Here is a 23,741-nt window from a genome sequence, read left to right on the forward strand (position 1 = left end):
TATTTTCTGCATTTAACATTCAAACACAATGGAAACTGAAATTATACAATCAACTTCTTCACAATCGTGGACTGAGCACAATATACTGCTGCAACAATTACAACTGCAGCAACTCATCATACTAGGGCTGGTATTATTGGTCATACTTCTGATCCCGGTAGCTATCTTGCTGATTAAAAAGCATAAGCAAGCTAGCACGCATTGGAAATCACTTTTTCAGGAAATAGAACAGGGCAATCAGGATGTCATATTCCGCAATGAAGCACAGGAAGCAATTATTACTTCTTTACACGAACGAATGAAAGAATTAGAGAAACAGCAACCTACTGAACCTTCGTACGCAGAATACACAGAAATTCTCAAATTCTATCGAAAAATAAATTTGCCATTGATAAACTTTTTGGAAATAAACCAGCTTTCCTCCTATGAAATGTTTATCTGCATTTTGATATTCGAAAAAGTCACTCTAAAGGAGATAGCCAATTTACTGGACAAAAATTATGATGCCATAAAGAAACGGAAACAACGAATTCAGAATAAAATAAAACTGAGTGGTATATGTAAAGAAGCAGAACAATGCAACAAATGTCCGTTACAAAATATTTCACAGATTTGTCCCACAGCAAAAAATAGAGAATTAATTTAATAAACTTTATCTATGAAAACCATGTTAAAAACAAATCGATTATTTCTATTACTTTTTACACTGACAACGTTAATGTCCTGTACTTCTGTTTCCAAACAATTACAGGAAGATGGCTGGTTATGGAAAATCTCTGGCAATGGTTTGACGCAGCCCTCTTATTTGTTCGGAACATATCATGGTACTTACGATATATTATATGGATATGTAGATAGCATTCCCGGGTTTCATGAGGCTTTTGATACATGTAGTCAATACGCTGGAGAAGTAAATTTATTATTGGAGGACCCTAAATCTTCTATATCTAAATTAGATATGGAGATGCCCAAAGACACTACTTACTCAATTTTATTAAATAACGAAGATTATCATTATCTGGATTCTATAGTACGCCAAAATTTGAAAACTCCCTTTAATAAAATGTACCTAAAACCGGGACATTTACTATTGGTTTTAGAAGCAATAAACGAACTAGAGGAATTTTCAAAAAACGGATATTCCAAAATCATAATAGATAGTATTAGATCACAGTTTATGGACCTTGTGTTAGCGACGAAAGCGCAAGAAAAAGAATACACACTTGTCGGGCTAGAGACTTTTTACGAGCAAATGAATTTATTAGTACCTAACGAAAACTTTAAAAAACAAGCGGATATTCTGATAGCAGACTTACGGGAAGAAGAATCTGCTCAACTTCCTATTTTTAGTAAGACTTTATCGGAAGTGTATCGAACTCAGAATATGAAATATCTGATAAAGTTTGAAGCCAATTTAGATTCACTTTATCAAACTTCCTCGATTTTTAAAAATATGATAGAACAGACACGAGAAGTTCTACTTAAACAAAGGAATATAAACTGGATAAACAAAATACCTGCATTAATGAAAGATAAACCCACTTTTATAGCGGTCGGCGTTCGCCATCTTCCGGGTAAAAACGGATTAATCTCACTCTTGATTAAAAAAGGATATAAAGTGGAACCTGTCGGAAAATAAATGTACCTGACTGCGTCAATGTGTCGCCCATTTTGTTCACCCAACTTACTGATATTCAATCTGCGCTATGTGATGGCGCAGAAAAGTGATGAAGTCAGGAAATGATAAATTCAAACCAGTTTCTGAATATTTCTATTTCTCCAAACTCTCATTATTATGTAAGCTAAGCATCCTATTATTGGGATAGAAGTTATGATTAGAATATTAAATATTTTCTTCCAAACTGTTGTTTTTTCCACAATTGCAAAGACCACCACAATAAAAGATATAGTGTACATTATGATGGAAATGGTCCCCCAATGGCTCAAAACGAAACCTAGATCCTCAGGAGGATTTATTGTTATTGACTGATTCATATTTCTATTAATAGTATTTTCATTTAAAAAATTATTTCTTGAATTCTTTTACAAAACAGGCTCATCACCTAAAACAGACGTTTCTCGTCTATTCACCTCAAACAAATCGGTTTGTATAATAATATACCATTTTATAATGCTTGTGATTGCATAATTTATAAAACTGGAAGATCTCCAATTAGCTACACCGACAGTTTGTGTCCAAGATGAAAAGACCCAAGTATTTTTATTATCACTTGATACAGAAATAGGACCACTTCCTTTTTTCTTATATACTAAATGTATTAGAATGTCATATCCCTTCCCCAGTTCAACATCAACATTTGTAATTCCTGGCAAATCAGGCGCTTCTGCTCTTGTTTTAAGTCTTGGCAGTTTTGGTATCTCAGATAAAAAGAATTCAAACGCTTTTCATTAACATACTATACTTCATTCCAGTATTTATCACTCAACAAAGGTAGGGATTATATGATAGTAAAACAAGAGGGTGTTACAGTCATAAAATATAAAACACTATTCTTCAAACATATACAACCATAAAAGCATCTTGTATTCACTTATTTGTAACACCCCCTTGATTATCAACGACTTTTTATCACTACTATCTATTAAAAAAGGCAGTAAGAGATTCCTATTTGATATGATCATACCAAGCTCAGTTAGAACTATACATTTCGTTAATTGTGAAATAATACATTTACGGAAACCAAAAAATATTCTTTAAAGCACAAATATATTTTTTCTTCTACTTTAATCCTTCATTCGCTAAATACAAATTTACAGATCTATGACCTGCGCCATACCTTTCAACAAACATAGTTTTACAATAAAGATAATACTTCCAAAATATTTTATTCTTAATATTATATTACTTATCAATACGTTACATAAATTTATCTCCCGAATCAACAGTATTGGGGACAAATAAAATAACTTCCCAAAAAGCATATAGGTTCTTTTGTGCCCAATATAAAAAATCAGCGAAACACTCCTGAAGGAAAAAGCCTCGCTGATATATACTTTAAAAAAATGACTACATGAACTTAGTCATCTCAAATGACAGCATCTTTTAAGCAATTATGTATCTCACTATTTTTTCTCTTTCAGCAAATCACGAATTTCCGTCAGCAATATCTCTTCTTTAGTCGGTGCTGGAGGAGCCGGAGGAGCAGCCGGAACTTCCTCTTTTTTCTTCGTCATTAAGTTAGTAATCATACGTATAAATAAAAATATAGAGAAAGCAATAATCAGGAAGTCAAAAGTTGCCTGTAAAAACTGTCCGTAATCCAATGTCACGGCTGGAACAACCTCCTTACCATCAGCTCCAATTTCTGCTGCTTTCATCACCCATTTCAAGTCCGTAAAGTTCACACCACCAACCAATAAGCCTATTGGAGGCATAATAACATTCGCCACCAACGACGAAACAATCTTCCCAAAAGCGCCACCGATAACAACACCGACAGCCATGTCAATCACGTTCCCTTTCATGGCAAACGTCTTGAAGTCCTGTAAAAATGTACTCTTTCCCATCTTTTTTCAATATTTAATGTGAATTTAATATGCGAATATAAAAACATTTTTGTAATTTTGCACCGCATTTGAAAGTAAAACAAATGCGAAGACCGAGAGATATTTGAACAAATATTATAAAACCCTTAAAAGTTTAAACAAAATGATTAAAGTAGGTATTAATGGATTCGGACGTATCGGACGTTTCGTTTTCCGCGCTGCAATGGAGAGAAACGATATTCAAATCGTAGGTATCAATGACCTTTGCCCAGTAGATTACTTGGCTTATATGTTGAAGTATGACACAATGCACGGTCAATTCAATGGTACTATCGAAGCTGACGTTGAAAACAGCAAATTAATCGTAAACGGTCAAGCAATCCGCATCACTGCAGAAAGAAACCCGGCTGATTTGAAATGGGACGCTGTAGGTGCTGAATACGTTGTTGAATCTACAGGTTTGTTCTTGAGCAAAGACAAAGCTCAGGCTCATATCGAAGCTGGTGCAAAATATGTTGTAATGTCAGCTCCTTCTAAAGATGACACTCCGATGTTCGTTTGCGGTGTAAACGAAAAGACATATGTTAAAGGTACTCAGTTCGTATCTAACGCTTCTTGTACTACTAACTGTTTGGCTCCTATCGCTAAAGTATTGAACGATAAGTTCGGTATCCTTGACGGTTTGATGACTACAGTTCACTCTACAACTGCTACTCAGAAAACAGTTGACAGCCCTTCTGCAAAGGACTGGAGAGGTGGTCGTGCTGCTTCTGGTAACATTATCCCTTCTTCTACTGGTGCTGCTAAAGCTGTAGGTAAAGTTATCCCGGCTTTGAACGGTAAATTGACTGGTATGTCTATGCGTGTTCCTACTTTAGATGTATCTGTAGTAGACTTGACAGTAAACTTGGCTAAACCGGCTACTTATGCTGAAATCTGCGCTGCTATGAAAGAAGCTGCTGAAGGCGAATTGAAAGGTATTTTGGGTTACACTGAAGATGCAGTTGTTTCTTCTGACTTCTTGGGTGATGCTCGTACTTCAATCTTCGATGCTAAAGCTGGTATCGCTTTGACTGACACTTTCGTTAAAGTTGTATCTTGGTATGACAACGAAATCGGTTACTCTAACAAGGTTCTTGACCTGATCGCTCACATGGCATCAGTAAACGCTTAATTAGAAGTCTGAACATATACGAAACCGCTACGGGAAACTGTAGCGGTTTTTTTATATATTCACTTTATATATTGTTAAAAAGCAAGCAATTATCTGCTGTATAACCCACAATTTTAGTAGTTTTGTATTTCTATGGAGAAAATATTAATAACATTGATACTAGTTTGCACCATGAACAATATATTGAACGCTCAAAATCCCTTCTTTGAATCATATCAGACACCGCACGGAACCGTGCCGTTTGACCGCATAAAAACGGAACATTATGAACCTGCCATTCTGGAAGGTATCAACCAACAGAAGGCTGAAATAGAAGCTATCATCCAAAATCCGGATAAAGTAACTTTTGCCAATACGATAGAAGCCTACGAACAATCCGGAAAGTTACTGGATAAAGTTACAACAGTTTTCGGCAATATGCTTAGCGCAGAAACCAATGATGAGTTGCAAGCATTGGCACAGAAAATTATGCCATTACTGAGCGAGCACAGTAACAATATCACGCTGAATGAAAAACTGTTTGATCGCGTGAAAGAAGTATTTAATCAAAAGAATGCTTTACAATTAACTCAAGAACAGAGCCGTCTACTGAATGATATATATGACAGCTTTATACGTCATGGCGCGAACCTCAAAGGTGAAGCTCGCGAACAATACCGCCAACTGACCAATGAATTGAGTATGCTGACTCTTTCTTTTAGTGAAAATAATCTGAAAGAGACTAATCACTATCAGATGTTGCTAACTGACAAAGCAGATATTGCGGGACTACCGGAAATAATCATAGAAGCTGCTGCTGAAACTGCAGAAAGCGAAGAAAAAGATGGTTGGGTATTTACTCTTCATGCGCCGAGCTATGTGCCTTTTATGACTTATGCCGACAATCGCGAATTACGGCAAAAACTATATATGGCGTACAATACAAAGTGTACCCACAATAATGAATATGACAATACCGACATCGTAAAGAAAATAGCAAATACGCGTATGAAGATAGCCCAACTACTAGGATATAAAAACTACGCGGAATATTCTTTGAAGAAACGAATGGCGGAAAACAGCAATACTGTATATAAATTATTGAATCAATTGCTGGAAGCTTACACTCCGACTGCCCAACAGGAATATCTCGAAGTTCAAGAGTTGGCACGTCAGGAGCAAGGCAATGACTTTGTTATTATGCCATGGGATTGGAGTTACTATTCAAACAAGCTGAAAGATAAAAAATTTAATCTCAATGAAGAGATGCTCCGCCCCTACTTCGAACTGGAACAGGTGAAAAAAGGTGTTTTCGGTTTAGCAGAGAAGCTATACGGAATTTCTTTTAAAAAGAATACAGAAATCCCTGTTTATCACAAAGAAGTGGAAGCCTACGAAGTATATGATAAAGACGGAAAATATCTGGCAGTTTTGTATACCGATTTTCATCCGCGTACCGGAAAACGTGCCGGAGCTTGGATGACAAGCTACAAAGAACAATGGATTGACTCTAAAACAGGAGAAAATAGCCGTCCGCACATTTCCGTCGTAATGAATTTCACTAAACCGACGGAGAGCAAGCCAGCTTTATTGACTTTTAACGAAGTAAAAACTTTTCTGCACGAGTTTGGCCATAGTCTGCATGGTATATTCGCCTACTCTACCTATCAAAGCCAGAGTGGTACAAATGTATATTGGGATTTTGTAGAGCTTCCTTCTCAAATCATGGAGAATTTTGCCATTGAAAAAGAATTTCTGCATACATTTGCCAAACATTATCAAACAGGCGACTTAATTCCCAACGAACTGGTACAACGTATTGTTGATTCCTCAAACTTCAATGCAGCATATGCTTGTCTTCGGCAAGTCAGTTTCGGACTATTAGATATGGCATGGTATACCCGTAGTACTCCCTTCAATGGTGATGTAAAAGTCTATGAACTGGAAGCTTGGAAAGAAGCACAAATATTGCCGACAGTAGATGAAACCTGTATGAGTACTCAGTTTTCACATATTTTTGCCGGAGGATATGCTGCCGGATATTATAGTTACAAATGGGCGGAAGTTCTGGATGCAGACGCTTTTTCGTTATTCAAACAAAAAGGTATATTCAACCGGGAGGTAGCAAATTCATTCCGTGACAATATACTTTCTAAAGGAAGCACTGAGCATCCGATGACTCTTTATAAACGCTTCCGCGGACAAGATCCTACCATAGACGCTCTGTTGAAAAGAAACGGGATTAAGTAAAAGCATCAAATAATAAAAATAAAGTACTAATTATGAGACTTATATACAAAATATTATTCGTTTTAATTTTGCTGCCGGTATTTTCCGGATGCAACGATACGGATGACGTAGCCGCTATCTTTACAGGAAAAACCTGGAAACTTACCATGATCGCCAAAGATGGAGAAAGTAAAATGTTTAATTTCTGGGGAGGCAATACCGACGCCAGAGAGAAAAGCTTTGAGAAACTAAATTTAAAAGGTACTTTTACGGTCAAATTTGAAGGTTTGGTAGAAGGTGATGTTATCCAAGGAAAAGTAAGTGGAGCAACAATCACCAGTAATTTGGAAGGCAGTTGGAGTGCGAATGCTAAAAATAATGGATTCAATGCAACTGTAAATGGGAAAGATGATAGTGATGCCCTTGCCAGAAACTTTTTGGAAGGATTAAACAATGCCGCTTCTTATCAAGGGGACGAGAACAATCTATACCTCATTTACAAAAATCAATTAGGATCTTTTCGTATGTTTTTCCGTGCGGTAAAGTAAACAGAAAGCTATAGTCAGAATGGACACAGAAAAGAAACAATCAGAACTTGACAAACGTTACATACGTATGGCTAGCATATGGGCGGAAAACTCATATTGTCAGCGCCGTAAGGTAGGAGCATTAATCGTAAAAGATAAAATGATTATCTCCGACGGATACAACGGTACACCTTCGGGATTCGAAAATATATGCGAAGACGAAAACAATCTTACGAAACCATACGTTCTTCACGCCGAAGCAAATGCCATCACTAAGATAGCACGCTCCAACAATAGTAGTGAGGGAGCTACGATGTATGTTACTGCCTCACCTTGTATTGAATGTGCAAAACTCATCATTCAGGCAGGAATCAAACGAGTCGTTTACTCTGAACATTACCGTCTGGAAGATGGAATTGAATTACTAAAACGAGCAGGAATTAAAGTTGTCTATACAGAACCGGACAACCACTCCCCGCTTAACAAATAATAAAACGAACGTTTTAAAAAAGGAATAGACATGAGTACAAAAAACTCTTCACGTTTTACGCCTGTCATCATAGCTGTCAGCGTGGTAGTCGGGATTCTTATCGGCACTTTTTATGCCAAACATTTTGCCGGCAACCGGCTGGGCATTATCAACGGCTCATCTAACAAGTTGAATGCTTTGTTACGGATCGTAGATGACCAATACGTAGACAGCGTAAATATGGCTGATCTTGTAGAAAAAGCAATGCCGCAGATCCTTGCCGAACTCGACCCTCATTCTTCTTATATTCCTGCTCAAAATCTGGAAGAAGTTAATTCCGAACTTGAAGGAAGTTTTAGCGGAATCGGTATTCAATTTACCATACAGAATGACACAATCCATGTAAACGCCGTTATCCAGGGAGGTCCTTCTGAGAAAATAGGACTTATGGCAGGTGATCGCATCATAATGGTGGACGATAGTTTATTTGTCGGCAAAAAAGTGACTAACCAACAAGCTATGCGTAAGCTGAAAGGTCCGAAAGGTTCTGAAGTAAAACTAGGTGTGAAACGTTTGGGAGAAAAAGATTTATTGAATTTCACTATTAAACGTGGAGATATTCCGCAAAATACTGTCGATGCAGCTTATATGCTGAATGACAGTATCGGTTATGTGAGGATCAGTAAATTCGGACGTACCACACACGTTGAGTTACTCAATGCACTAGCACAGCTGAATCACCAAAATAGCAAAGGATTGATTATCGACCTTCGCGATAATACGGGAGGATATATGGAAGCGGCCATCCGCATGGTCAATGAATTCTTACCGGAAGGCAAACTAATTGTATATACTGAAGGCAGAAAATACCCTCGCGCAGAAGAATTTGCCAATGGTACAGGAAGTTGCCAAAAAATGCCTTTGGTTGTATTGATCAATGAAAGTTCTGCATCTGCCAGTGAGATTTTCACAGGAGCCATCCAGGATAATGATCGTGGCACAGTAATAGGACTTCGTTCTTTTGGAAAAGGACTTGTACAGCAACCGATTGATTTTAGTGACGGCTCTGCTATCCGTCTGACTATCGCCCGGTATTATACTCCATCGGGAAGATGTATCCAACGTCCTTATGAAAGCGGCAATGACCGGAATTATGAGTTGGATATTTACAACCGTCTTGAACATGGTGAATTTTTCTCACGTGATAGTATTAAACAAAATGAAAATGAACTCTATCACACGAGCTTGGGACGTACAGTATATGGTGGTGGTGGAATCATGCCGGATGTATTCGTTCCGCGTGATACTACAGGAGTTTCTTCTTATCTGTATACAGTAATCAATCGGGGATTGATCACTCAGTTTACTTTCCAATATACAGACAATAACCGTCAGAAACTCACTCAGTATAGCACAGAAGAGGAATTATTAGACTACCTCCGCCGTCAAGGTCTGATAGAACAATTTATCCATTATGCAGATACCAAAGGAGTAAAAAGAAGAAATATATTAATCCAAAAATCGCATAAGTTACTTGAGAGAAATATCTACGGTAGCATAATCTATAATATATTAGGTCTGGAAGCCTATATTAAATACTTCAATAAGACAGACGATACAGTTAATAAAGGAGTAGAAATTCTTCAGAAAGGAGAAGCTTTCCCTAAAGCTCCCGAAAATACAGTCGAAGAGGTGACAAAAGACAAAAATGATGGAAAGAAAAAAAGAACTGCGGAAGCATATAACATCCATGAAGATCCAACAAAGATCTTCAACTATGCAAAAACTGCAATCAGCTGAAATACTTGCCGCTCTTGAAGCACATCCGGCTTTTAGAGCGGCAAACACAGTATTACTCTATCATTCGCTTGAGGATGAAGTAGATACTCACGCTTTTATTCAAAAATGGAGCAGTAGCAAACAGATACTGTTGCCGGTAGTCATAGGTGACGAACTGGAATTAAGGATATACACCAGTTCAGAAGATATGAGAATCAGCGACTATGGCATAGAAGAGCCTGTTGGAGAAGCATTTACAGACTATGATTCGATAGATTTCATTGCTGTTCCCGGGGTAGCTTTCGATCAGAAAGGCAATCGATTAGGACGGGGAAAAGGTTATTATGACCGGCTTTTGCCACATATTCCGTCAGCTTACAAAGCAGGCATTTGTTTTCCATTTCAATTAGTAGAAGAAGTCCCGGCGGAATCGTATGATATCCGCATGGACATAATTATAACAGTCAATGAGAACGAATTATCACACTCACACCACCCGTTGCCAACATGCGACAGGAAGTGACGAAGAATTTGTTGTAAGCGCTATCAAAGGCGGCTATCAAGAACTCGGTTTTTCAGATCATACTCCATGGAAGTACGGTACGAATTATGTTTCTTACATCCGAATGACTCCCGAAGAATTGCCGGAATATGTTGAAAGCCTCCGTTCGTTACGCGAGAAATATAAAAATCAGATTAGTATCAAAATAGGACTGGAATGCGAATATTTTCCAGAATACCTTCATTGGCTGAAAGAGGTAATCAAGGAATACCGCTTAGATTATATCATTTTCGGGAACCATTTTTTCCATACTGACGAGAAATTCCCCTATTTCGGACGCTATACAGATACACTTGATATGCTCGAACTTTATGAGGAAAGTGCCATCGAAGGTATGGAATACGGATTATTTGCATATCTTGCCCACCCCGATCTCTTCATGCGTTCTTATCCCGAATTCGACCGCCACTGTAAATTAATCAGCAGACACATCTGCCGGGCAGCAGCACGCTTCAAATTACCGTTAGAATATAATATTGGCTACGAAGATTATAATGAAGCAAATGGAATCACGAATATTCCTCATCCGGAATTTTGGAAAATAGCGGCAAATGAGGGTTGCACTGCCATTATCGGAGTAGATGCACATAATAATCAATATCTGGAAACTCCCGTTTACTACGACCGAGCCCGTCAAAAACTTACAGAACTGGGAATGAAAATTGTGGATAAAATCCCCTTCCTCACCGAAAAATAATGTTGGTAATAATTGTTGCTCCGACTTTCTGGTTCAGCGTCCGTACTAGAACTTCACGTCCCATCAACAACTCCTGACGAAGAGCAGCAGAAGTCAAATGTACATATAAGGTTTGATTCTTAATATAAAGATTGCTGGTATAACTTGCCGCCGGTCCCAATACTTGAGGCCAGGCATCCAGCAATCTTTGTTCATTTAGGGGAGACTCAAGGCTTTCCTGACGAAGAAATTTTTGAATCAACTTCCCTATTTGCTCTGCATCATTTCTCTTCATTGTTCCGCCTCCATTTCATGAATGACTCCCTGTTCTACACAAAACATTTTATAATCACTACCTACCTTATATAAAATACGGTCCAGATGTTCTCTGTTAGTATCGGTAATAAATATCTGACCGAAGTTATCTCCACCAACTAATTTTACAATTTGTTCCACACGCGAAGCGTCCAGTTTATCAAAGATATCATCCAGCAACAATAAAGGTATAGTTCTCCCTGTACGTTTCAGGAAGTCGAACTGTGCCAGTTTCAAAGCCACAAGATATGTTTTATTCTGTCCCTGCGATCCTTCCTTCTTAATAGGAAACTCACCCAAAAGCATATTCAGCTCATCTTTATGAATACCCCGCAACGAAAATCCCATAATCGTATCCCGCTTCCGGCTCTGCTTTAACACTTCCAAAAGTGAAGCATCCTTTGCATGAGATTCATAAGACAATCCCACCTGCTCTTTATCCTGAGAAATAAAAGAATAAAAAGACTGGAAAATAGGAATAAACTCCCGAATAAAAGCTTCACGCTTACGAAATACAATATCACCGGCCTGCGCCATCATCTCTTCCCACACCAGGAACAGTTCTTCTTCTACCGGTAACTCATTTTTCAATAAAGTATTACGCTGCACCAATGCCTTATTATATCTGATTAAAGCATCCAGGTATTCTTTGTCATACTGAGAAATCACGACATCCATAAAACGACGGCGTTCGTCACTTCCTCCGGAAATCAGTTCCGAGTCGGCAGGTGAAACCATTACCAACGGTAGAAAACCTATATGATCGGAGAAACGGCTATATTCTTTCTTGTTCCGTTTAAATTGCTTCTTCGAACGGCGTTTCATTCCACAATAAATTTCCTCCGGTGTCTCATCCTCAGCTTCATAAAATCCCTGAATCACAAAGAAATCTTGCTCGTGACGAATATTCTGTGAATCAATCGGATTGCCCGAACTTTTACAGAAAGACAAGAAGTAGACTGCATCCAGCAAATTCGTCTTTCCCATCCCATTCTCACCGAAAAAACAATTCAGTTTGGTCGAGAAATCCAACTCCACCTGCTCCAGGTTCTTATAGTTTAATATGGATATCCGTTTCAGTATCATTGTATACACGTTAATTTGTTCACAAAAGTAGCAAGATTTTCGTGGTTTTCGAGTGTAAAACAAAAAAAGATGCTTCTAAATTTCGTAGGTAGATATAAAAAAACTAATTTTGCGAGTCGAATTATCGAACAACGAATAATAACAAAAAGAATCATATAAAAATGGCAGAACAAAAGAATCAGAACGAACATCTGAACGTAGAAGATGCACTGACACAATCGGAAGCATTTCTTATCAAGTACAAAAATGCAATCATCGGTGGTGTTGCAGCCGTAGCCATCATCGTAGCAGGTTTTATCATGTACAAACACCTCTATGCTGAGCCACGTGAAGAAAAAGCACAAGCTGCACTCTTCAAAGGACAAGAGTATTTTGAACAGGACGCCTTTGAACAAGCTCTGAATGGTGACAGTATCGGTTTCGCAGGTTTCCTGAAAGTATCTGATGAATACAGCGGAACAAAAGCTGCAAATTTGGCTAAGGCTTATGCAGGTATTTGTTATGCACAACTTGGGAAATACGAAGATGCAGTCAAGATGCTGGACAGCTTTAGCAGTAGCGATCAAATGATAGCCCCTGCAATCCTTGGTGCTACCGGAAACTGTTATGCTCAACTTGGACAGTTAGACAAAGCTGCTTCTACTTTGTTATCAGCAGCAGACAAAGCTGATAATAATACACTGAGCCCTATTTTCCTGATGCAAGCAGGTGAAATTCTGGTAAAACAAGGAAAATATGACGACGCAGTAAATGCTTATACAAAAATCAAAGATAAATATTTCCAATCTTACCAAGCTATCAATATCGACAAGTATATCGAACAAGCTAAGTTGATGAAGAAATAAAGTGGTGTATTAATCACTTTTATCATATAATTTTTAGACGCGGATAACGCGGATGGCGCGGATTTTTCATTTTAATTAAATTCCTAAAATCCATGTTATCCGCGTTATCCGCGTCTAAAGAATCAAATGAATACCTTTTAATCTCTATTTTTTTAACTTTTAATTTTCAAATTACCAATGGCAACAGCTTATCATAACCTATCCGAATACGATTTCAATTCTGTACCCAATGCTGAAAATATGAAATTCGGCATCGTCGTATCAGAATGGAACTTTAATATTACAGGTGCTTTATTGAACGGTGCAATCAATACTCTGAAAAAACATGGAGCCAAAGAAGAAAATATTTTGGTTAAAACAGTACCGGGAAGTTTCGAACTTACTTTTGGTGCCAACCAAATGATGGAAAATTGTGAGATTGATGCAATTATTGCAATTGGTTGCGTAATTAAAGGAGATACTCCACATTTTGATTATGTTTGCATGGGAGCCACCCAAGGTATTACCGAATTAAATGCAACTGGCGATATACCAGTGATTTATGGATTAATTACCACCAACACGATGGAACAGGCAGAGGATAGAGCCGGTGGCAAACTGGGTAACAAAGGAGATGAATGTGCGATTACTGCAATAAAAATGATCGATTTTGTTTGGAGTTTAAATAAATAGTTGTATCTTTGCACCGCAATTGAGAAACAAACCTCCTCAAAAGCAAAAAAGGGCAAATACCAGAGTGGCCAAATGGGGCAGACTGTAAATCTGCTGTCTTTCGACTTCGGTGGTTCGAATCCATCTTTGCCCACAAAAATTGCGGAAGTAGCTCAGTTGATAGAGCATTAGCCTTCCAAGCTGAGGGTCGCGGGTTTGAGCCCCGTCTTCCGCTCTCTAAAGAGAATTTGAATTTCAAATTCTCTTTTTTTATTTCCTCCTATTTCTTTTCGTTTTATTTGAAATATTCTGAAATAAAAGCTATTAATTTATGATTAATTACTATTTTTGGCTTTTGAAAGAAAACACACTAATTAACCCTTTAACCCCTAAAAAAAATCATGAAGAAACTGCTGATTTCATTGGCTATCGGTTTTACTTTATTAACCTGTCAAACTAGCTGCGTTACTCAAAAAGACAAGAAAACTATTAAACCTATTCAAGTAGAAACTCCTACTCGTCCTACCGGCCAGGAAGATGTCATTCAATTGGTAACCCCAAAACTTGAGACAGTACGTGTCGGTTTCATAGGTTTAGGTATGAGAGGTCCCGGAGCTGTAGAACGTTTTGCGTACATTCCCGGAACCAAAGTCGTTGCTCTTTGTGACATCCGCCCCGAATGCGTAGAAAATTCACAAAAGATTCTGAAAAAAGCCGGCTTGCCGGAAGCAACTTCCTACACCGGCACAGAAGATGCCTGGAAACAATTGTGCGAACGCGATGACATTGATCTTGTCTATATTGCAACAGACTGGAAACATCATGCCGAAATGGGTGTATATGCCATGGAACACGGAAAGCATGTAGCTATCGAAGTTCCTGCTGCCATGACATTAGAAGAAATATGGAAACTTATCAACACATCTGAAAAAACTCGCAAGCACTGTATGCAATTGGAAAACTGCGTATACGATTTCTTCGAGATGACAACATTAAATATGGCACAAAAAGGTGTATTCGGTGAAGTACTTCATGTTGAAGGTTCTTATATCCATAATCTGGAAGAGTTTTGGCCTTATTATTGGAATAACTGGCGTATGGACTACAACCGCCAACATCGCGGAGACGTTTATGCTACACACGGTATGGGTCCTGCTTGTCAAGTACTCAACATTCATCGTGGCGACCGTATGAAAACTTTAGTTGCCATGGATACCAAAGCTGTAAATGGCCCGGCATTTATTAAAAAACAAACCGGAGAAGATGTAAAAGATTTCCAGAACGGTGACCAGACTACGACTATCATCCGTACAGAAAACGAACGTACAATGCTTATCCAGCATAATGTAATGACACCACGCCCATACAGCCGTATGTATCAGGTAGTAGGAACTGATGGATACGCCAGTAAATATCCCATTGAAGAGTATTGTCTGAGACCTTCACAAGTAAAATCGGACGAAATACCCAACCATCAAAATTTGAATGCACATGGTTCCGTTCCTGCAAATGTAAAACAAGCATTGATGGCTAAATATAGAAGCCCTATCTTGGATAAAGAATTGGAAGAGACTGCAAAGAAAGTAGGCGGACACGGTGGTATGGACTATATCATGGATTATCGTTTAATTTACTGTCTACGTAACGGTTTACCTTTGGATATGGACGTATATGACTTAGCAGAATGGTGTTCTATGGCGGAACTGACCAGACTTTCTATTGAAAACAATTCTGCTCCTGTAGAAATTCCCGACTTCACTCGTGGTGGATGGAACAAAGTAAAAGGCTTCCAATATTCCTTTGCTAAATAAACAGTAATACACTCGAAAACAGAATCAGAAGTGTATACTTAGTATTTTTAGACGCGGATAATACGAATGACACGGATTTTAGGAATTTAATTAAAACAAAAAATCCGTATCATCTCGGTTATCCGCGTCTAAAGAATTATTTAATAGACAATCAGCTTTCTGGTCAAACGTTCATCCGTTAATTATAGATTTTCCTTATATGAAAACAGCAGTTTTAAAACCCTCTAGACAGACTATCCTCCGGGAAGCCAAAGACTACGTAATGATTGCCGTCGGCATGATTCTTTACGGTATCGGTTGGACTATTTTTCTACTCCCGAACGATATTACTACAGGTGGAGTGCCAGGTATTGCATCTATTGTATATTGGGCAACAGGATTTCCCGTGCAATATACTTACTTCGGCATCAATTTTTTCCTGTTGTTATTGGCTCTGAAACTATTGGGATTGAAATTCTGCATTAAAACAATTTTCGGAGTATTTACCCTGACATTCTTTTTATCAGTCATTCAGAAAATATCGTCAGGCATTACCCTTCTTCACGACCAACCTTTTATGGCATGCGTCATTGGAGCATCATTTTGCGGAGGTGGCATAGGTGTTGCATTTTCGGCCAATGGAAGTACAGGTGGTACTGACATTATTGCTGCTATTATCAATAAATACCGGGACATCACTTTAGGAAGAGTCGTACTAATCTGCGACTTAATCATTATTTCTTCCGGTTATTTTGTCTTAAAAGATTGGGAGAAAGTAGTATATGGTTTTGTGACTCTCTACACCTGTAGTTTTGTTCTAGACCAAGTAGTGAATAGCGCACGCCAATCCGTTCAGTTCTTCATCATATCAAACAAGTATGAAGAAATAGGAAGACATATCAATGAGTATCCCCACCGTGGAGTGACGATTATCAATGCCACAGGTTTTTATACCGGCAGAGAAGTGAAAATGATGTTCGTTTTGGCAAAAAAACGCGAATCAACTATTATCTTCCGATTAATAAAGGATATTGACCCAAATGCTTTTGTTTCACAAAGTGCAGTCATTGGAGTGTACGGAGAAGGTTTCGACCATATTAAAGTAAAATAAAAAGCTAAAACCAAGAATGAAAAACATGAAAAATCAATCACATCACCTATTACTAACAGGATTCCTAATAGGAATATTTTCCCTGATAGCAACAGATGAAATGATCGGACAAACGTCCGGAAAACCTTATTGGCAGGATATACAAGTGGTAGCTGTCAATAAAGAGTACCCACGCACTTCTTTTATGACCTATGATAATCATACTGATGCTCTTACCGGAAAATTTGAAAAGAGTAATTACTACCAATCACTGAACGGGATCTGGAAATTCTTTTTCGTAGACAGCTATAAAGATCTTCCCGATAATATTACCGACCCTTCTACCAACACTGATTCATGGAAAGATATCAAAGTGCCCGGTAACTGGGAAGTACAAGGTCATGGAGTAGCCATATATACTAATCACGGTTACGAGTTCAAGCCACGTAATCCGGAACCTCCCACTCTTCCTGAAAATAATCCAGTTGGAGTTTACCGCCGGAACATTGACATTCCGGCGAATTGGGATGGACGTGATATTTATCTACATCTGTCGGGTGCCAAATCAGGTGTATATGTATATATCAACGGGCAGGAAGTTGGTTACAGTGAAGATTCAAAGAATCCGGCAGAATTTCTGATCAATAAATATGTGAAACCAGGTAAAAATGTACTTACGCTGAAAATTTTCCGCTGGAGTACGGGTTCATACCTTGAATGCCAGGATTTCTGGCGTATCAGTGGCATTGAACGGGATGTGTATCTGTATTCGCAACCTAAAGTAGCAATTAAAGATTTCCGTGTTAAATCGTCGTTGGATGATACTTATAAAAACGGTATTTTTAAACTGGAAATGGATATCCGCAACAGAAGTAATCAAGCTTCAAAAGACTACATCATCGGCTATCAATTAATAGATCCGAAAACAGATAAGATGATAGCAAACTTCCAGTTTAATACAACGGTACAAGCGAACCAGACCATTACAGTTCCTACGATATCTAAGGAACTCGAGATTCCCAACATTAAAACCTGGTCGTCCGAAGAACCTAACCTCTACAAACTCCTGATGTATATCAAAGAGGGAGAGAAAATAGTGGAAATCGTACCTTTCAATGTCGGATTCCGACGTATTGAGATAAAACCGATTGAGCAACAATCCGCTAACGGTAAACCTTATGTATGTCTTTTCATCAACGGACAGCCACTGAAATTAAAAGGAGTAAATATTCACGAACATAATCCGGAAACAGGGCATTATGTAACAGAAGATTTGATGCGTCGGGACTTCGAACTCATGAAACAGCACAACCTGAACAGTGTACGTCTTTGTCACTATTCACAGGATCGGCGTTTCTACGAACTTTGCGATGAATATGGGCTATATGTATATGATGAAGCAAATATTGAAAGCCATGGTATGTATTACGACCTACGCAAGGGTGGTACGCTAGGAAATAATCCGGAATGGTTGAAACCGCACATGGACCGCACTATCAATATGTTCGAACGCAATAAAAACTATCCTTCAGTTACAATCTGGTCACTGGGGAATGAAGCCGGAAACGGATATAACTTTTACCAAACTTATTTATGGGTGAAAGAGGCTGATAAAAATATGATGGCACGTCCCGTCAATTATGAGCGCGCTCAATGGGAATGGAATTCTGATATGTATGTACCACAATATCCCGGTGCCAATTGGCTAGAGAATATTGGTAAGAACGGAAGTGATCGTCCTGTCGCTCCTTCTGAATATGCACACGCTATGGGTAACTCTACCGGAAATATCTGGGGACAATGGCAGGCAATCTATAAATATCCAAACCTACAGGGTGGATATATTTGGGATTGGGTGGACCAAGGTATACTCCAAAAAGATAAAAATGGGAAAGAGTATTGGGCTTATGGTGGCGATTTCGGTGTAAACGCTCCAAGTGACGGAAACTTCCTCTGTAATGGACTGGTAAATCCTGACCGGACTCCCCACCCTGCTATGGCTGAAGTGAAATATGTACACCAAAATGTAGGCTTTGAAGCTATTGATGCCACAACAGGTAAATTCAAAATCACCAATCGCTTCTACTTCACTAATCTGAAAAAATATCAGATTCATTATGGAATACTTGCAAACGACAAGATTATCAAGAGTGGGAAAGTATCACTGGATATTGCTCCGCAGGCATCACAAGAGTTCATAGTGCCTGTTCAAGGCTTGAAAAGCCAACCGGGAGTAGAATATTTTGTAAACTTCAATGTAATAACTGTAGAACCGGAACCGCTGGTTCCTGCCGGATATGACATTGCATACGATCAGTTCCGTATCCCTATTCAAGGAGAAAAAAGTTTTTTTAAAGCTAGCGGTCCCGCATTGATAAGCATTGATAAATGGGATGAACTTATCGCTACTTCTCCCAAAGTAAACTTTGTCTTTAACAAGAAAAGTGGTCTGGTAACTTCTTATAAAGTAGATGGAATCGAATACTTTAAAGATGGTTTTGGCATACAACCCAACTTCTGGCGGGCACCTACGGATAATGATTACGGGAATGGTGCTCCCAAACGTTTGCAAGTGTGGAAGCAATCCAGCAAGAATTTCCAGGTAACAGATGCAAGCATAACAAAAGAAGAAAAAGCGATGATCATAAAAGCAACTTATTTGCTTGCCGCCGGCAACTTGTATACAGTTACTTACAAGATCTATCCGAACGGCGTAGTTAATGTAAATGCATACTTCAGTTCTACAGATATGCAACCCACTGAAACAGAAGTTTCTGAAGCAACCCGTATGGCAACCTTTACTCCCGGAAGCGATGCAGCCCGCAAAGCTGCTTCAAAACTGGAAGTTCCCCGTATCGGAGTACGTTTTCGCCTACCTGCACAAATGAATAATGTACAATATTTCGGTCGTGGTCCGGAAGAAAACTACATCGACCGAAATCATGGAACTATTGTAGGCATTTACAAAACGACAGCAGACAATATGTACTTCAACTATGTACGGCCACAGGAAAACGGACATCATACAGATACACGTTGGATTGCTCTTTCTTCCAATAACGGAAATGGATTGGCTATAATAGCGGACAGCCTGATCGGCTTCAATGCCCTACGTAATTCTATCGAAGACTTCGACTCGGAAGAAGCACATTCCCGTCCCTACCAATGGAGCAACTTTACTCCACAAGAAGTAGCAAACCATGACGAGAATTCGGCTCGTAATTCATTACGCCGTATGACTCATGTCAATGACATCACCCCGAGAGATTTCGTTGAAGTCTGTGTCGATTTGAAACAACAGGGAGTAGGAGGTTATGATAGTTGGGGAGCACGCCCGGAATCAATCCATCAGATTCCAGCCAACAGTGATTATAATTGGGGATTCACTTTAGTTCCCGTACGGTCTGCAAATCAGGCAAACGAAGCCGCAAAATATGCTTATTAAATAACCTTAGTATAAATTCTTTAAAATAAGACTCATGAAAGATTTATCAAACATTATATCAAAATTCAACATCCAAGGTACAGTAGAAGAGATCAAACCTTTGGGAACAGGACTCATCAACGATACCTATAAAGTAGATACCAAAGAAGCGGATGCACCCGACTATGTTCTCCAACGAATTAATCATGCCATCTTTCAGAATGTGGAGATGCTACAATCCAATATCGCTGCTGTTACCGGACATATTCGCAAGAAACTAATAGAAGCCGGTGAATCGGATATTGACCGTAAGGTCTTGAACTTCCTGAAAACGGAAGAGGGAAAGACTTATTGGTTCGATGGTGATAGCTATTGGCGTGTAATGGTATTCATCCCACGTGCCCAAACATATGAAACGGTCAATCCTGAATATTCCTGTTATGCAGGACAAGCATTCGGCAATTTTCAGGCAATGCTTGCTGATATTCCGGAAACTTTAGGTGAAACTATTCCTGACTTCCATAATATGGAATTCCGCCTTCAACAACTTCATGAGGCTGTCAGCACTAATGCAGCCGGACGAGTGGCAGAAGTACAATATTATCTGGACGAAATAGAAAAGCGTACTAATGAAATGTGCAAAGCCGAACGTTTGCATCGTGAAGGTATATTACCCAAACGTGTGTGTCACTGCGATACAAAGGTTAATAATATGATGTTCGATGAGGACGGAAAAGTTTTATGTGTTATCGATCTGGATACTGTTATGCCCAGCTTTATCTTCTCCGACTATGGTGACTTCCTGCGTACCGGCGCCAATACAGGAGATGAAGACGATAAAGATCCGGATCGGGTAAACTTCAATATGGATATTTTTAAGGCCTTTACAAAAGGCTATCTGGAAGGTGCCAAATCATTCCTGACTCCGATTGAGATCGAGAATTTACCCTATGCTGCGGCATTATTCCCCTATATGCAATGTGTACGGTTCCTTGCCGACTATATTAATGGAGATACTTACTATAAGATTAAATATCCCGAGCATAATCTGGTTCGCACCAAAGCACAATTCAAATTACTTCAGAGTGTGGAAGCTCATACACCGGAAATGATAGCATTTATCAAGGAGTGCCTAGATGATAAATGATAGACGATAGATGTAAAATGAACGGTATTATTTAGTAAATTTACCGTTCTTCCATTGATAGATAATTGGACGGCGGAGAAATGGTTTCAGTTTTTCCGCTGTTTCTTTTGACATATAGTCCGGCGTTGCTAAGGTTAGTACCAATTCCGTATTTTCTTTGTTAAGATCAGCTTTCAATAAAAATATATCGGCAGAACGACGAGCTTCGTCATAAGCGTATATTTCTGTCGAATCGGATGCAACAAGAAAATCATCTATCGTTGGAAGAGTAATAAAATCAGACGCCGATATAGCTTCCCAAGCAGGTGTATAAAAGCTGATATTACTATCACAAGCAGGTGCACAAGCTGTAGTGATAACACAGACTACATTAGTTGTATCTTTCAGTGCCAACAATTTCATCTGCCAGGTTGTTTGAGGAGACATTTGTATACGAATATAGTCTTTGCTCAAATCTGTCATCTCAGATTTCTTACCAAATCGGTTCTCGACTTCTGCTTTCATCTTATTTTCGAGAAAATCAATGCAATCTTCCCGGTTCACCTTAGTCAAAATAGGATTCAAAGAATCCGGCATATTTATAAACAAAGTTTTGGCCTCCTGAGCCTGTATGGAGGTAAACGAAAACACTCCGATAATAAAAAATGCTATGTTAAAAATCAATTTATTTACTTTCATATTACTTCAAAATTACTTTATAGAAAATCATAAATTTAAAAAGAGTCATCACTCTATAACCTTATAATTTTAAGCTTTTCACGATTTAGTTCCCAAATATAAGAATATCATTCCGATTAACACTAGTATAAGATCAATCGCTTTACTTTTTAAATTCTTTTCACGGAAGAAGAGGGCACCGAAAGTAAAGGAGACAATGACACTTCCCCGGCGAACCATAGAAACAATAGAGATCATAGAGTCATTATAACTTAACGCATAGAAGTAAGCAAAATCTGCCGCTGAAAGAAAGATGGAGATCAAAATAATAGTCCAATCCCAACGAAACGGAGTGGTAGTCTTACGTTTAGGCCACCAAATCAGCAATAAGATAGGACACATAATAAACACCTGATAGACATTATACCACGATTGAACCAGCATCGGATTTAATTGTTTCATCAGGTATTTATCATACAATCCACTGATAGCACCCATAATAGCAGCTAGAATGATGAAGAATATCCATTTGTTATGTTTAAAATCAATTCCTTCTTTCTTACCAGAACGGCTTAACATAAAAAAGGAAGCAACTGCCAATAATACTCCGATCCACTGATATAGATTCAACCGCTCACCAAAAACCAACATTGCTCCTACTAACACCATCACGGGACGGGTAGCATTAATCGGGCCCACAATGGTAATGGGCAAATGCTTCATTCCGAAATAGCCGAAAATCCAAGAGGATAACACGATAAACGATTTGATGATGATATACTTATGTTGCTCCCAGTCAGCGACGGGAACATTAAAGATTGTCCCTCCCAATAAGTCCGGCTCATAGGCAGAAATCACAATAAACGGTAAAAAGATAAGACTGGAAAAAAGTGTATTTAGAAATAATACCGGTAATACCGCATTATCTTTCAATGATTTCTTCTTGAATACATCATAAAAACCCAGCAAAGTAGCTGAGAGAAAAGCTAATAACAACCACATTATAAAGAAGAATTAAGTATGAAGAATTAAGAATTCGTGAAGAGAAAGATATCTTCAGGATATTCCACATTTACCAAAAATAGAGCATGACCGGGAGCTGATGTTCCGGCTTGGCAACGATCTTTCTGTTCTATAACCTGACGGAACCCCTCTAAAGACAGTTTCCCACGCCCTACCTCAATCAGTGTACCTACAATAGCACGTACCATATTTCGCAAGAAACGGTCGGCGCGAATCGTGAACACCCAACTTCCATCTTCTTCCTGCGTCCATTCGGCATAAGTAATATGACAGATATTAGTCTTTACATCTGTATGCAGTTTGCTGAAACTTGTAAAATCGCTATACTGAAAAAGCAAACGTGCAGCTTGATTCATACATTCATAATCCAAGGAATTGTAAACCCTGCAACGATATTGCCGATTAAAAGGATATTTAGCCGTAGTTACAAAATATTTGTAAGTTCGTGCTGTAGCATCAAAGCGTGCGTGAGCATCCGGTTTGACCTGGCAGATTTTATAAACAGAAATATCAGGAGGCAACAATCGATTTAATTTCTCAGTTACAGAATTAGGATCAAGCAGATCATCGTAATCAAAATGTGCCACCATTAGAGAAGCGTGCACTCCTGCATCTGTGCGACCGGCGCCTATCACCTCAATATCACGACGCAAGAAAGTAGACAACGCCTTCATCATACATTCTTGCACACTGATACCATTGGGTTGAATCTGCCAACCATGATAGTTGGTCCCATCATAAGCCAAATAAATAAAATACCTTTGCACGTTCATTCCTGTTTTTTAGTGTTTTCGCGTACAAAAGTAGTCAT

Annotated in this window: 22 protein-coding genes and 2 tRNA genes; 17 read left to right on the forward strand and 7 right to left on the reverse strand. The window is 38.7% G+C overall.

Features of this window, described 5'->3' with window-relative positions:
• The first annotated feature begins 28 nt into the window (after positions 1-28).
• Positions 29-646, forward strand: a complete 618-nt coding sequence (locus PHO71_RS13730; protein WP_300204267.1) for a hypothetical protein — start codon at positions 29-31, stop codon at positions 644-646.
• Positions 647-658: 12 nt separating this feature from the next.
• Positions 659-1,639, forward strand: coding sequence for a TraB/GumN family protein (locus PHO71_RS13735; protein ID WP_300204270.1), 981 nt, complete (start codon positions 659-661; stop codon positions 1,637-1,639).
• 404 nt (positions 1,640-2,043) lie between these two features.
• Here the strand turns inward: PHO71_RS13735 and PHO71_RS13740 are convergent, their stop codons facing one another.
• Positions 2,044-2,334: a hypothetical protein gene (locus tag PHO71_RS13740; protein ID WP_300204272.1), complete on the reverse strand. Its 291-nt coding sequence runs from the start codon at positions 2,332-2,334 to the stop codon at positions 2,044-2,046.
• Positions 2,335-3,084: 750 nt separating this feature from the next.
• Positions 3,085-3,528 carry a large-conductance mechanosensitive channel protein MscL gene (gene mscL / locus PHO71_RS13745; RefSeq protein ID WP_300204275.1) on the reverse strand — a complete coding sequence of 148 codons (444 nt, stop codon included), beginning with the start codon at positions 3,526-3,528 and terminating at the stop codon, positions 3,085-3,087.
• Positions 3,529-3,670: 142 nt separating this feature from the next.
• Between mscL and gap the strand changes: the two genes are divergently transcribed.
• From gap to PHO71_RS13780, 7 genes are all read left to right on the forward strand, one after another.
• The gene (gene gap / locus PHO71_RS13750; RefSeq protein ID WP_300204278.1) at positions 3,671-4,681 is read left to right on the forward strand and encodes a type I glyceraldehyde-3-phosphate dehydrogenase; all 1,011 of its coding nucleotides are present in this window, start codon (positions 3,671-3,673) and stop codon (positions 4,679-4,681) included.
• 171 nt (positions 4,682-4,852) lie between these two features.
• On the forward strand, positions 4,853-6,910 hold the full coding sequence (locus PHO71_RS13755; RefSeq protein ID WP_300204281.1) for a M3 family metallopeptidase: 2,058 nt from the start codon (positions 4,853-4,855) through the stop codon (positions 6,908-6,910).
• Positions 6,911-6,939: 29 nt separating this feature from the next.
• Positions 6,940-7,437, forward strand: coding sequence for a DUF4847 family protein (locus PHO71_RS13760; protein ID WP_300204457.1), 498 nt, complete (start codon positions 6,940-6,942; stop codon positions 7,435-7,437).
• A gap of 19 nt (positions 7,438-7,456) precedes the next feature.
• Positions 7,457-7,906 carry a dCMP deaminase family protein gene (locus PHO71_RS13765; RefSeq protein WP_300204283.1) on the forward strand — a complete coding sequence of 150 codons (450 nt, stop codon included), beginning with the start codon at positions 7,457-7,459 and terminating at the stop codon, positions 7,904-7,906.
• 30 nt (positions 7,907-7,936) lie between these two features.
• Positions 7,937-9,685: a S41 family peptidase gene (locus PHO71_RS13770; RefSeq protein ID WP_300204286.1), complete on the forward strand. Its 1,749-nt coding sequence runs from the start codon at positions 7,937-7,939 to the stop codon at positions 9,683-9,685.
• On the forward strand, positions 9,663-10,187 hold the full coding sequence (locus PHO71_RS13775; RefSeq protein ID WP_300204289.1) for a 5-formyltetrahydrofolate cyclo-ligase: 525 nt from the start codon (positions 9,663-9,665) through the stop codon (positions 10,185-10,187). The genes PHO71_RS13770 and PHO71_RS13775 overlap by 23 nt, the downstream gene beginning before the upstream one ends.
• Positions 10,132-10,923, forward strand: a complete 792-nt coding sequence (locus tag PHO71_RS13780; protein ID WP_300204292.1) for a histidinol-phosphatase — start codon at positions 10,132-10,134, stop codon at positions 10,921-10,923. Before PHO71_RS13775 ends, PHO71_RS13780 begins: the two co-directional genes overlap by 56 nt.
• Here PHO71_RS13780 and PHO71_RS13785 read toward each other — a convergent pair.
• Positions 10,910-11,197 (reverse strand): DUF721 domain-containing protein, encoded by a 288-nt coding sequence (locus PHO71_RS13785; RefSeq protein ID WP_300204294.1) that lies wholly within the window; start codon positions 11,195-11,197, stop codon positions 10,910-10,912. The genes PHO71_RS13780 and PHO71_RS13785 overlap by 14 nt on opposite strands.
• Complete coding sequence (locus tag PHO71_RS13790) at positions 11,194-12,303, reverse strand: DNA replication/repair protein RecF (RefSeq protein WP_300204296.1); 1,110 nt, start codon at positions 12,301-12,303, stop codon at positions 11,194-11,196. Before PHO71_RS13790 ends, PHO71_RS13785 begins: the two co-directional genes overlap by 4 nt.
• A 161-nt stretch (positions 12,304-12,464) precedes the next feature.
• On the opposite strand from PHO71_RS13790, the gene PHO71_RS13795 reads away from it, so the two are divergent.
• The 8 genes from PHO71_RS13795 to PHO71_RS13830 all read left to right on the forward strand — a co-directional run bounded on the left by PHO71_RS13795 (position 12,465) and on the right by PHO71_RS13830 (position 21,250).
• A complete protein-coding gene (locus tag PHO71_RS13795) occupies positions 12,465-13,148 on the forward strand; it encodes a tetratricopeptide repeat protein (protein WP_300204299.1) in 684 nt (227 codons plus the stop codon).
• A gap of 177 nt (positions 13,149-13,325) precedes the next feature.
• Complete coding sequence (ribH, locus tag PHO71_RS13800) at positions 13,326-13,820, forward strand: 6,7-dimethyl-8-ribityllumazine synthase (protein WP_025074298.1); 495 nt, start codon at positions 13,326-13,328, stop codon at positions 13,818-13,820.
• Between the two features lie 50 nt (positions 13,821-13,870).
• A tRNA-Tyr gene (locus PHO71_RS13805) sits at positions 13,871-13,953 on the forward strand.
• 8 nt (positions 13,954-13,961) lie between these two features.
• A tRNA-Gly gene (locus tag PHO71_RS13810) sits at positions 13,962-14,034 on the forward strand.
• 166 nt (positions 14,035-14,200) lie between these two features.
• On the forward strand, positions 14,201-15,610 hold the full coding sequence (locus PHO71_RS13815; RefSeq protein WP_300204305.1) for a Gfo/Idh/MocA family oxidoreductase: 1,410 nt from the start codon (positions 14,201-14,203) through the stop codon (positions 15,608-15,610).
• Positions 15,611-15,809: 199 nt separating this feature from the next.
• Positions 15,810-16,700, forward strand: a complete 891-nt coding sequence (locus PHO71_RS13820; protein WP_300204307.1) for a YitT family protein — start codon at positions 15,810-15,812, stop codon at positions 16,698-16,700.
• A 25-nt stretch (positions 16,701-16,725) separates the two neighbouring features.
• Positions 16,726-20,124, forward strand: coding sequence for a glycoside hydrolase family 2 TIM barrel-domain containing protein (locus PHO71_RS13825; protein WP_300204459.1), 3,399 nt, complete (start codon positions 16,726-16,728; stop codon positions 20,122-20,124).
• Between the two features lie 34 nt (positions 20,125-20,158).
• Positions 20,159-21,250, forward strand: a complete 1,092-nt coding sequence (locus PHO71_RS13830) for a phosphotransferase enzyme family protein (protein WP_300204309.1) — start codon at positions 20,159-20,161, stop codon at positions 21,248-21,250.
• A 27-nt stretch (positions 21,251-21,277) separates the two neighbouring features.
• Here PHO71_RS13830 and PHO71_RS13835 read toward each other — a convergent pair whose 3' ends face one another.
• The 3 genes from PHO71_RS13835 to truA all read right to left on the reverse strand — a co-directional run bounded on the left by PHO71_RS13835 (position 21,278) and on the right by truA (position 23,697).
• Positions 21,278-21,928 (reverse strand): DUF3256 family protein, encoded by a 651-nt coding sequence (locus PHO71_RS13835; RefSeq protein ID WP_300204312.1) that lies wholly within the window; start codon positions 21,926-21,928, stop codon positions 21,278-21,280.
• A 78-nt stretch (positions 21,929-22,006) separates the two neighbouring features.
• Positions 22,007-22,909, reverse strand: coding sequence for a DMT family transporter (locus tag PHO71_RS13840; protein WP_300204315.1), 903 nt, complete (start codon positions 22,907-22,909; stop codon positions 22,007-22,009).
• 26 nt (positions 22,910-22,935) lie between these two features.
• Positions 22,936-23,697, reverse strand: a complete 762-nt coding sequence (gene truA, locus PHO71_RS13845) for a tRNA pseudouridine(38-40) synthase TruA (RefSeq protein ID WP_300204461.1) — start codon at positions 23,695-23,697, stop codon at positions 22,936-22,938.
• Positions 23,698-23,741: the final 44 nt, after the last annotated feature.

The organism is Bacteroides sp. (assembly GCF_028690125.1).
In the GTDB taxonomy this organism is placed as follows: Bacteria; Bacteroidota; Bacteroidia; order Bacteroidales; family Bacteroidaceae; genus Bacteroides.

Coding starts and splice junctions, on each gene's coding strand:
- PHO71_RS13730 (WP_300204267.1), top strand. CDS start 29: ATGGAAACTGAAATTATACAATCAACTTCTTCACAATCGTGGACTGAG.
- PHO71_RS13735 (WP_300204270.1), top strand. CDS start 659: ATGAAAACCATGTTAAAAACAAATCGATTATTTCTATTACTTTTTACA.
- mscL (WP_300204275.1), bottom strand. CDS start 3,528: ATGGGAAAGAGTACATTTTTACAGGACTTCAAGACGTTTGCCATGAAA.
- gap (WP_300204278.1), top strand. CDS start 3,671: ATGATTAAAGTAGGTATTAATGGATTCGGACGTATCGGACGTTTCGTT.
- PHO71_RS13755 (WP_300204281.1), top strand. CDS start 4,853: ATGAACAATATATTGAACGCTCAAAATCCCTTCTTTGAATCATATCAG.
- PHO71_RS13765 (WP_300204283.1), top strand. CDS start 7,457: ATGGACACAGAAAAGAAACAATCAGAACTTGACAAACGTTACATACGT.
- PHO71_RS13770 (WP_300204286.1), top strand. CDS start 7,937: ATGAGTACAAAAAACTCTTCACGTTTTACGCCTGTCATCATAGCTGTC.
- PHO71_RS13775 (WP_300204289.1), top strand. CDS start 9,663: ATGCAAAAACTGCAATCAGCTGAAATACTTGCCGCTCTTGAAGCACAT.
- PHO71_RS13780 (WP_300204292.1), top strand. CDS start 10,132: ATGAGAACGAATTATCACACTCACACCACCCGTTGCCAACATGCGACA.
- PHO71_RS13785 (WP_300204294.1), bottom strand. CDS start 11,197: ATGAAGAGAAATGATGCAGAGCAAATAGGGAAGTTGATTCAAAAATTT.
- PHO71_RS13790 (WP_300204296.1), bottom strand. CDS start 12,303: ATGATACTGAAACGGATATCCATATTAAACTATAAGAACCTGGAGCAG.
- PHO71_RS13795 (WP_300204299.1), top strand. CDS start 12,465: ATGGCAGAACAAAAGAATCAGAACGAACATCTGAACGTAGAAGATGCA.
- ribH (WP_025074298.1), top strand. CDS start 13,326: ATGGCAACAGCTTATCATAACCTATCCGAATACGATTTCAATTCTGTA.
- PHO71_RS13815 (WP_300204305.1), top strand. CDS start 14,201: ATGAAGAAACTGCTGATTTCATTGGCTATCGGTTTTACTTTATTAACC.
- PHO71_RS13820 (WP_300204307.1), top strand. CDS start 15,810: ATGAAAACAGCAGTTTTAAAACCCTCTAGACAGACTATCCTCCGGGAA.
- PHO71_RS13825 (WP_300204459.1), top strand. CDS start 16,726: ATGAAAAATCAATCACATCACCTATTACTAACAGGATTCCTAATAGGA.
- PHO71_RS13830 (WP_300204309.1), top strand. CDS start 20,159: ATGAAAGATTTATCAAACATTATATCAAAATTCAACATCCAAGGTACA.
- PHO71_RS13835 (WP_300204312.1), bottom strand. CDS start 21,928: ATGAAAGTAAATAAATTGATTTTTAACATAGCATTTTTTATTATCGGA.
- PHO71_RS13840 (WP_300204315.1), bottom strand. CDS start 22,909: ATGTGGTTGTTATTAGCTTTTCTCTCAGCTACTTTGCTGGGTTTTTAT.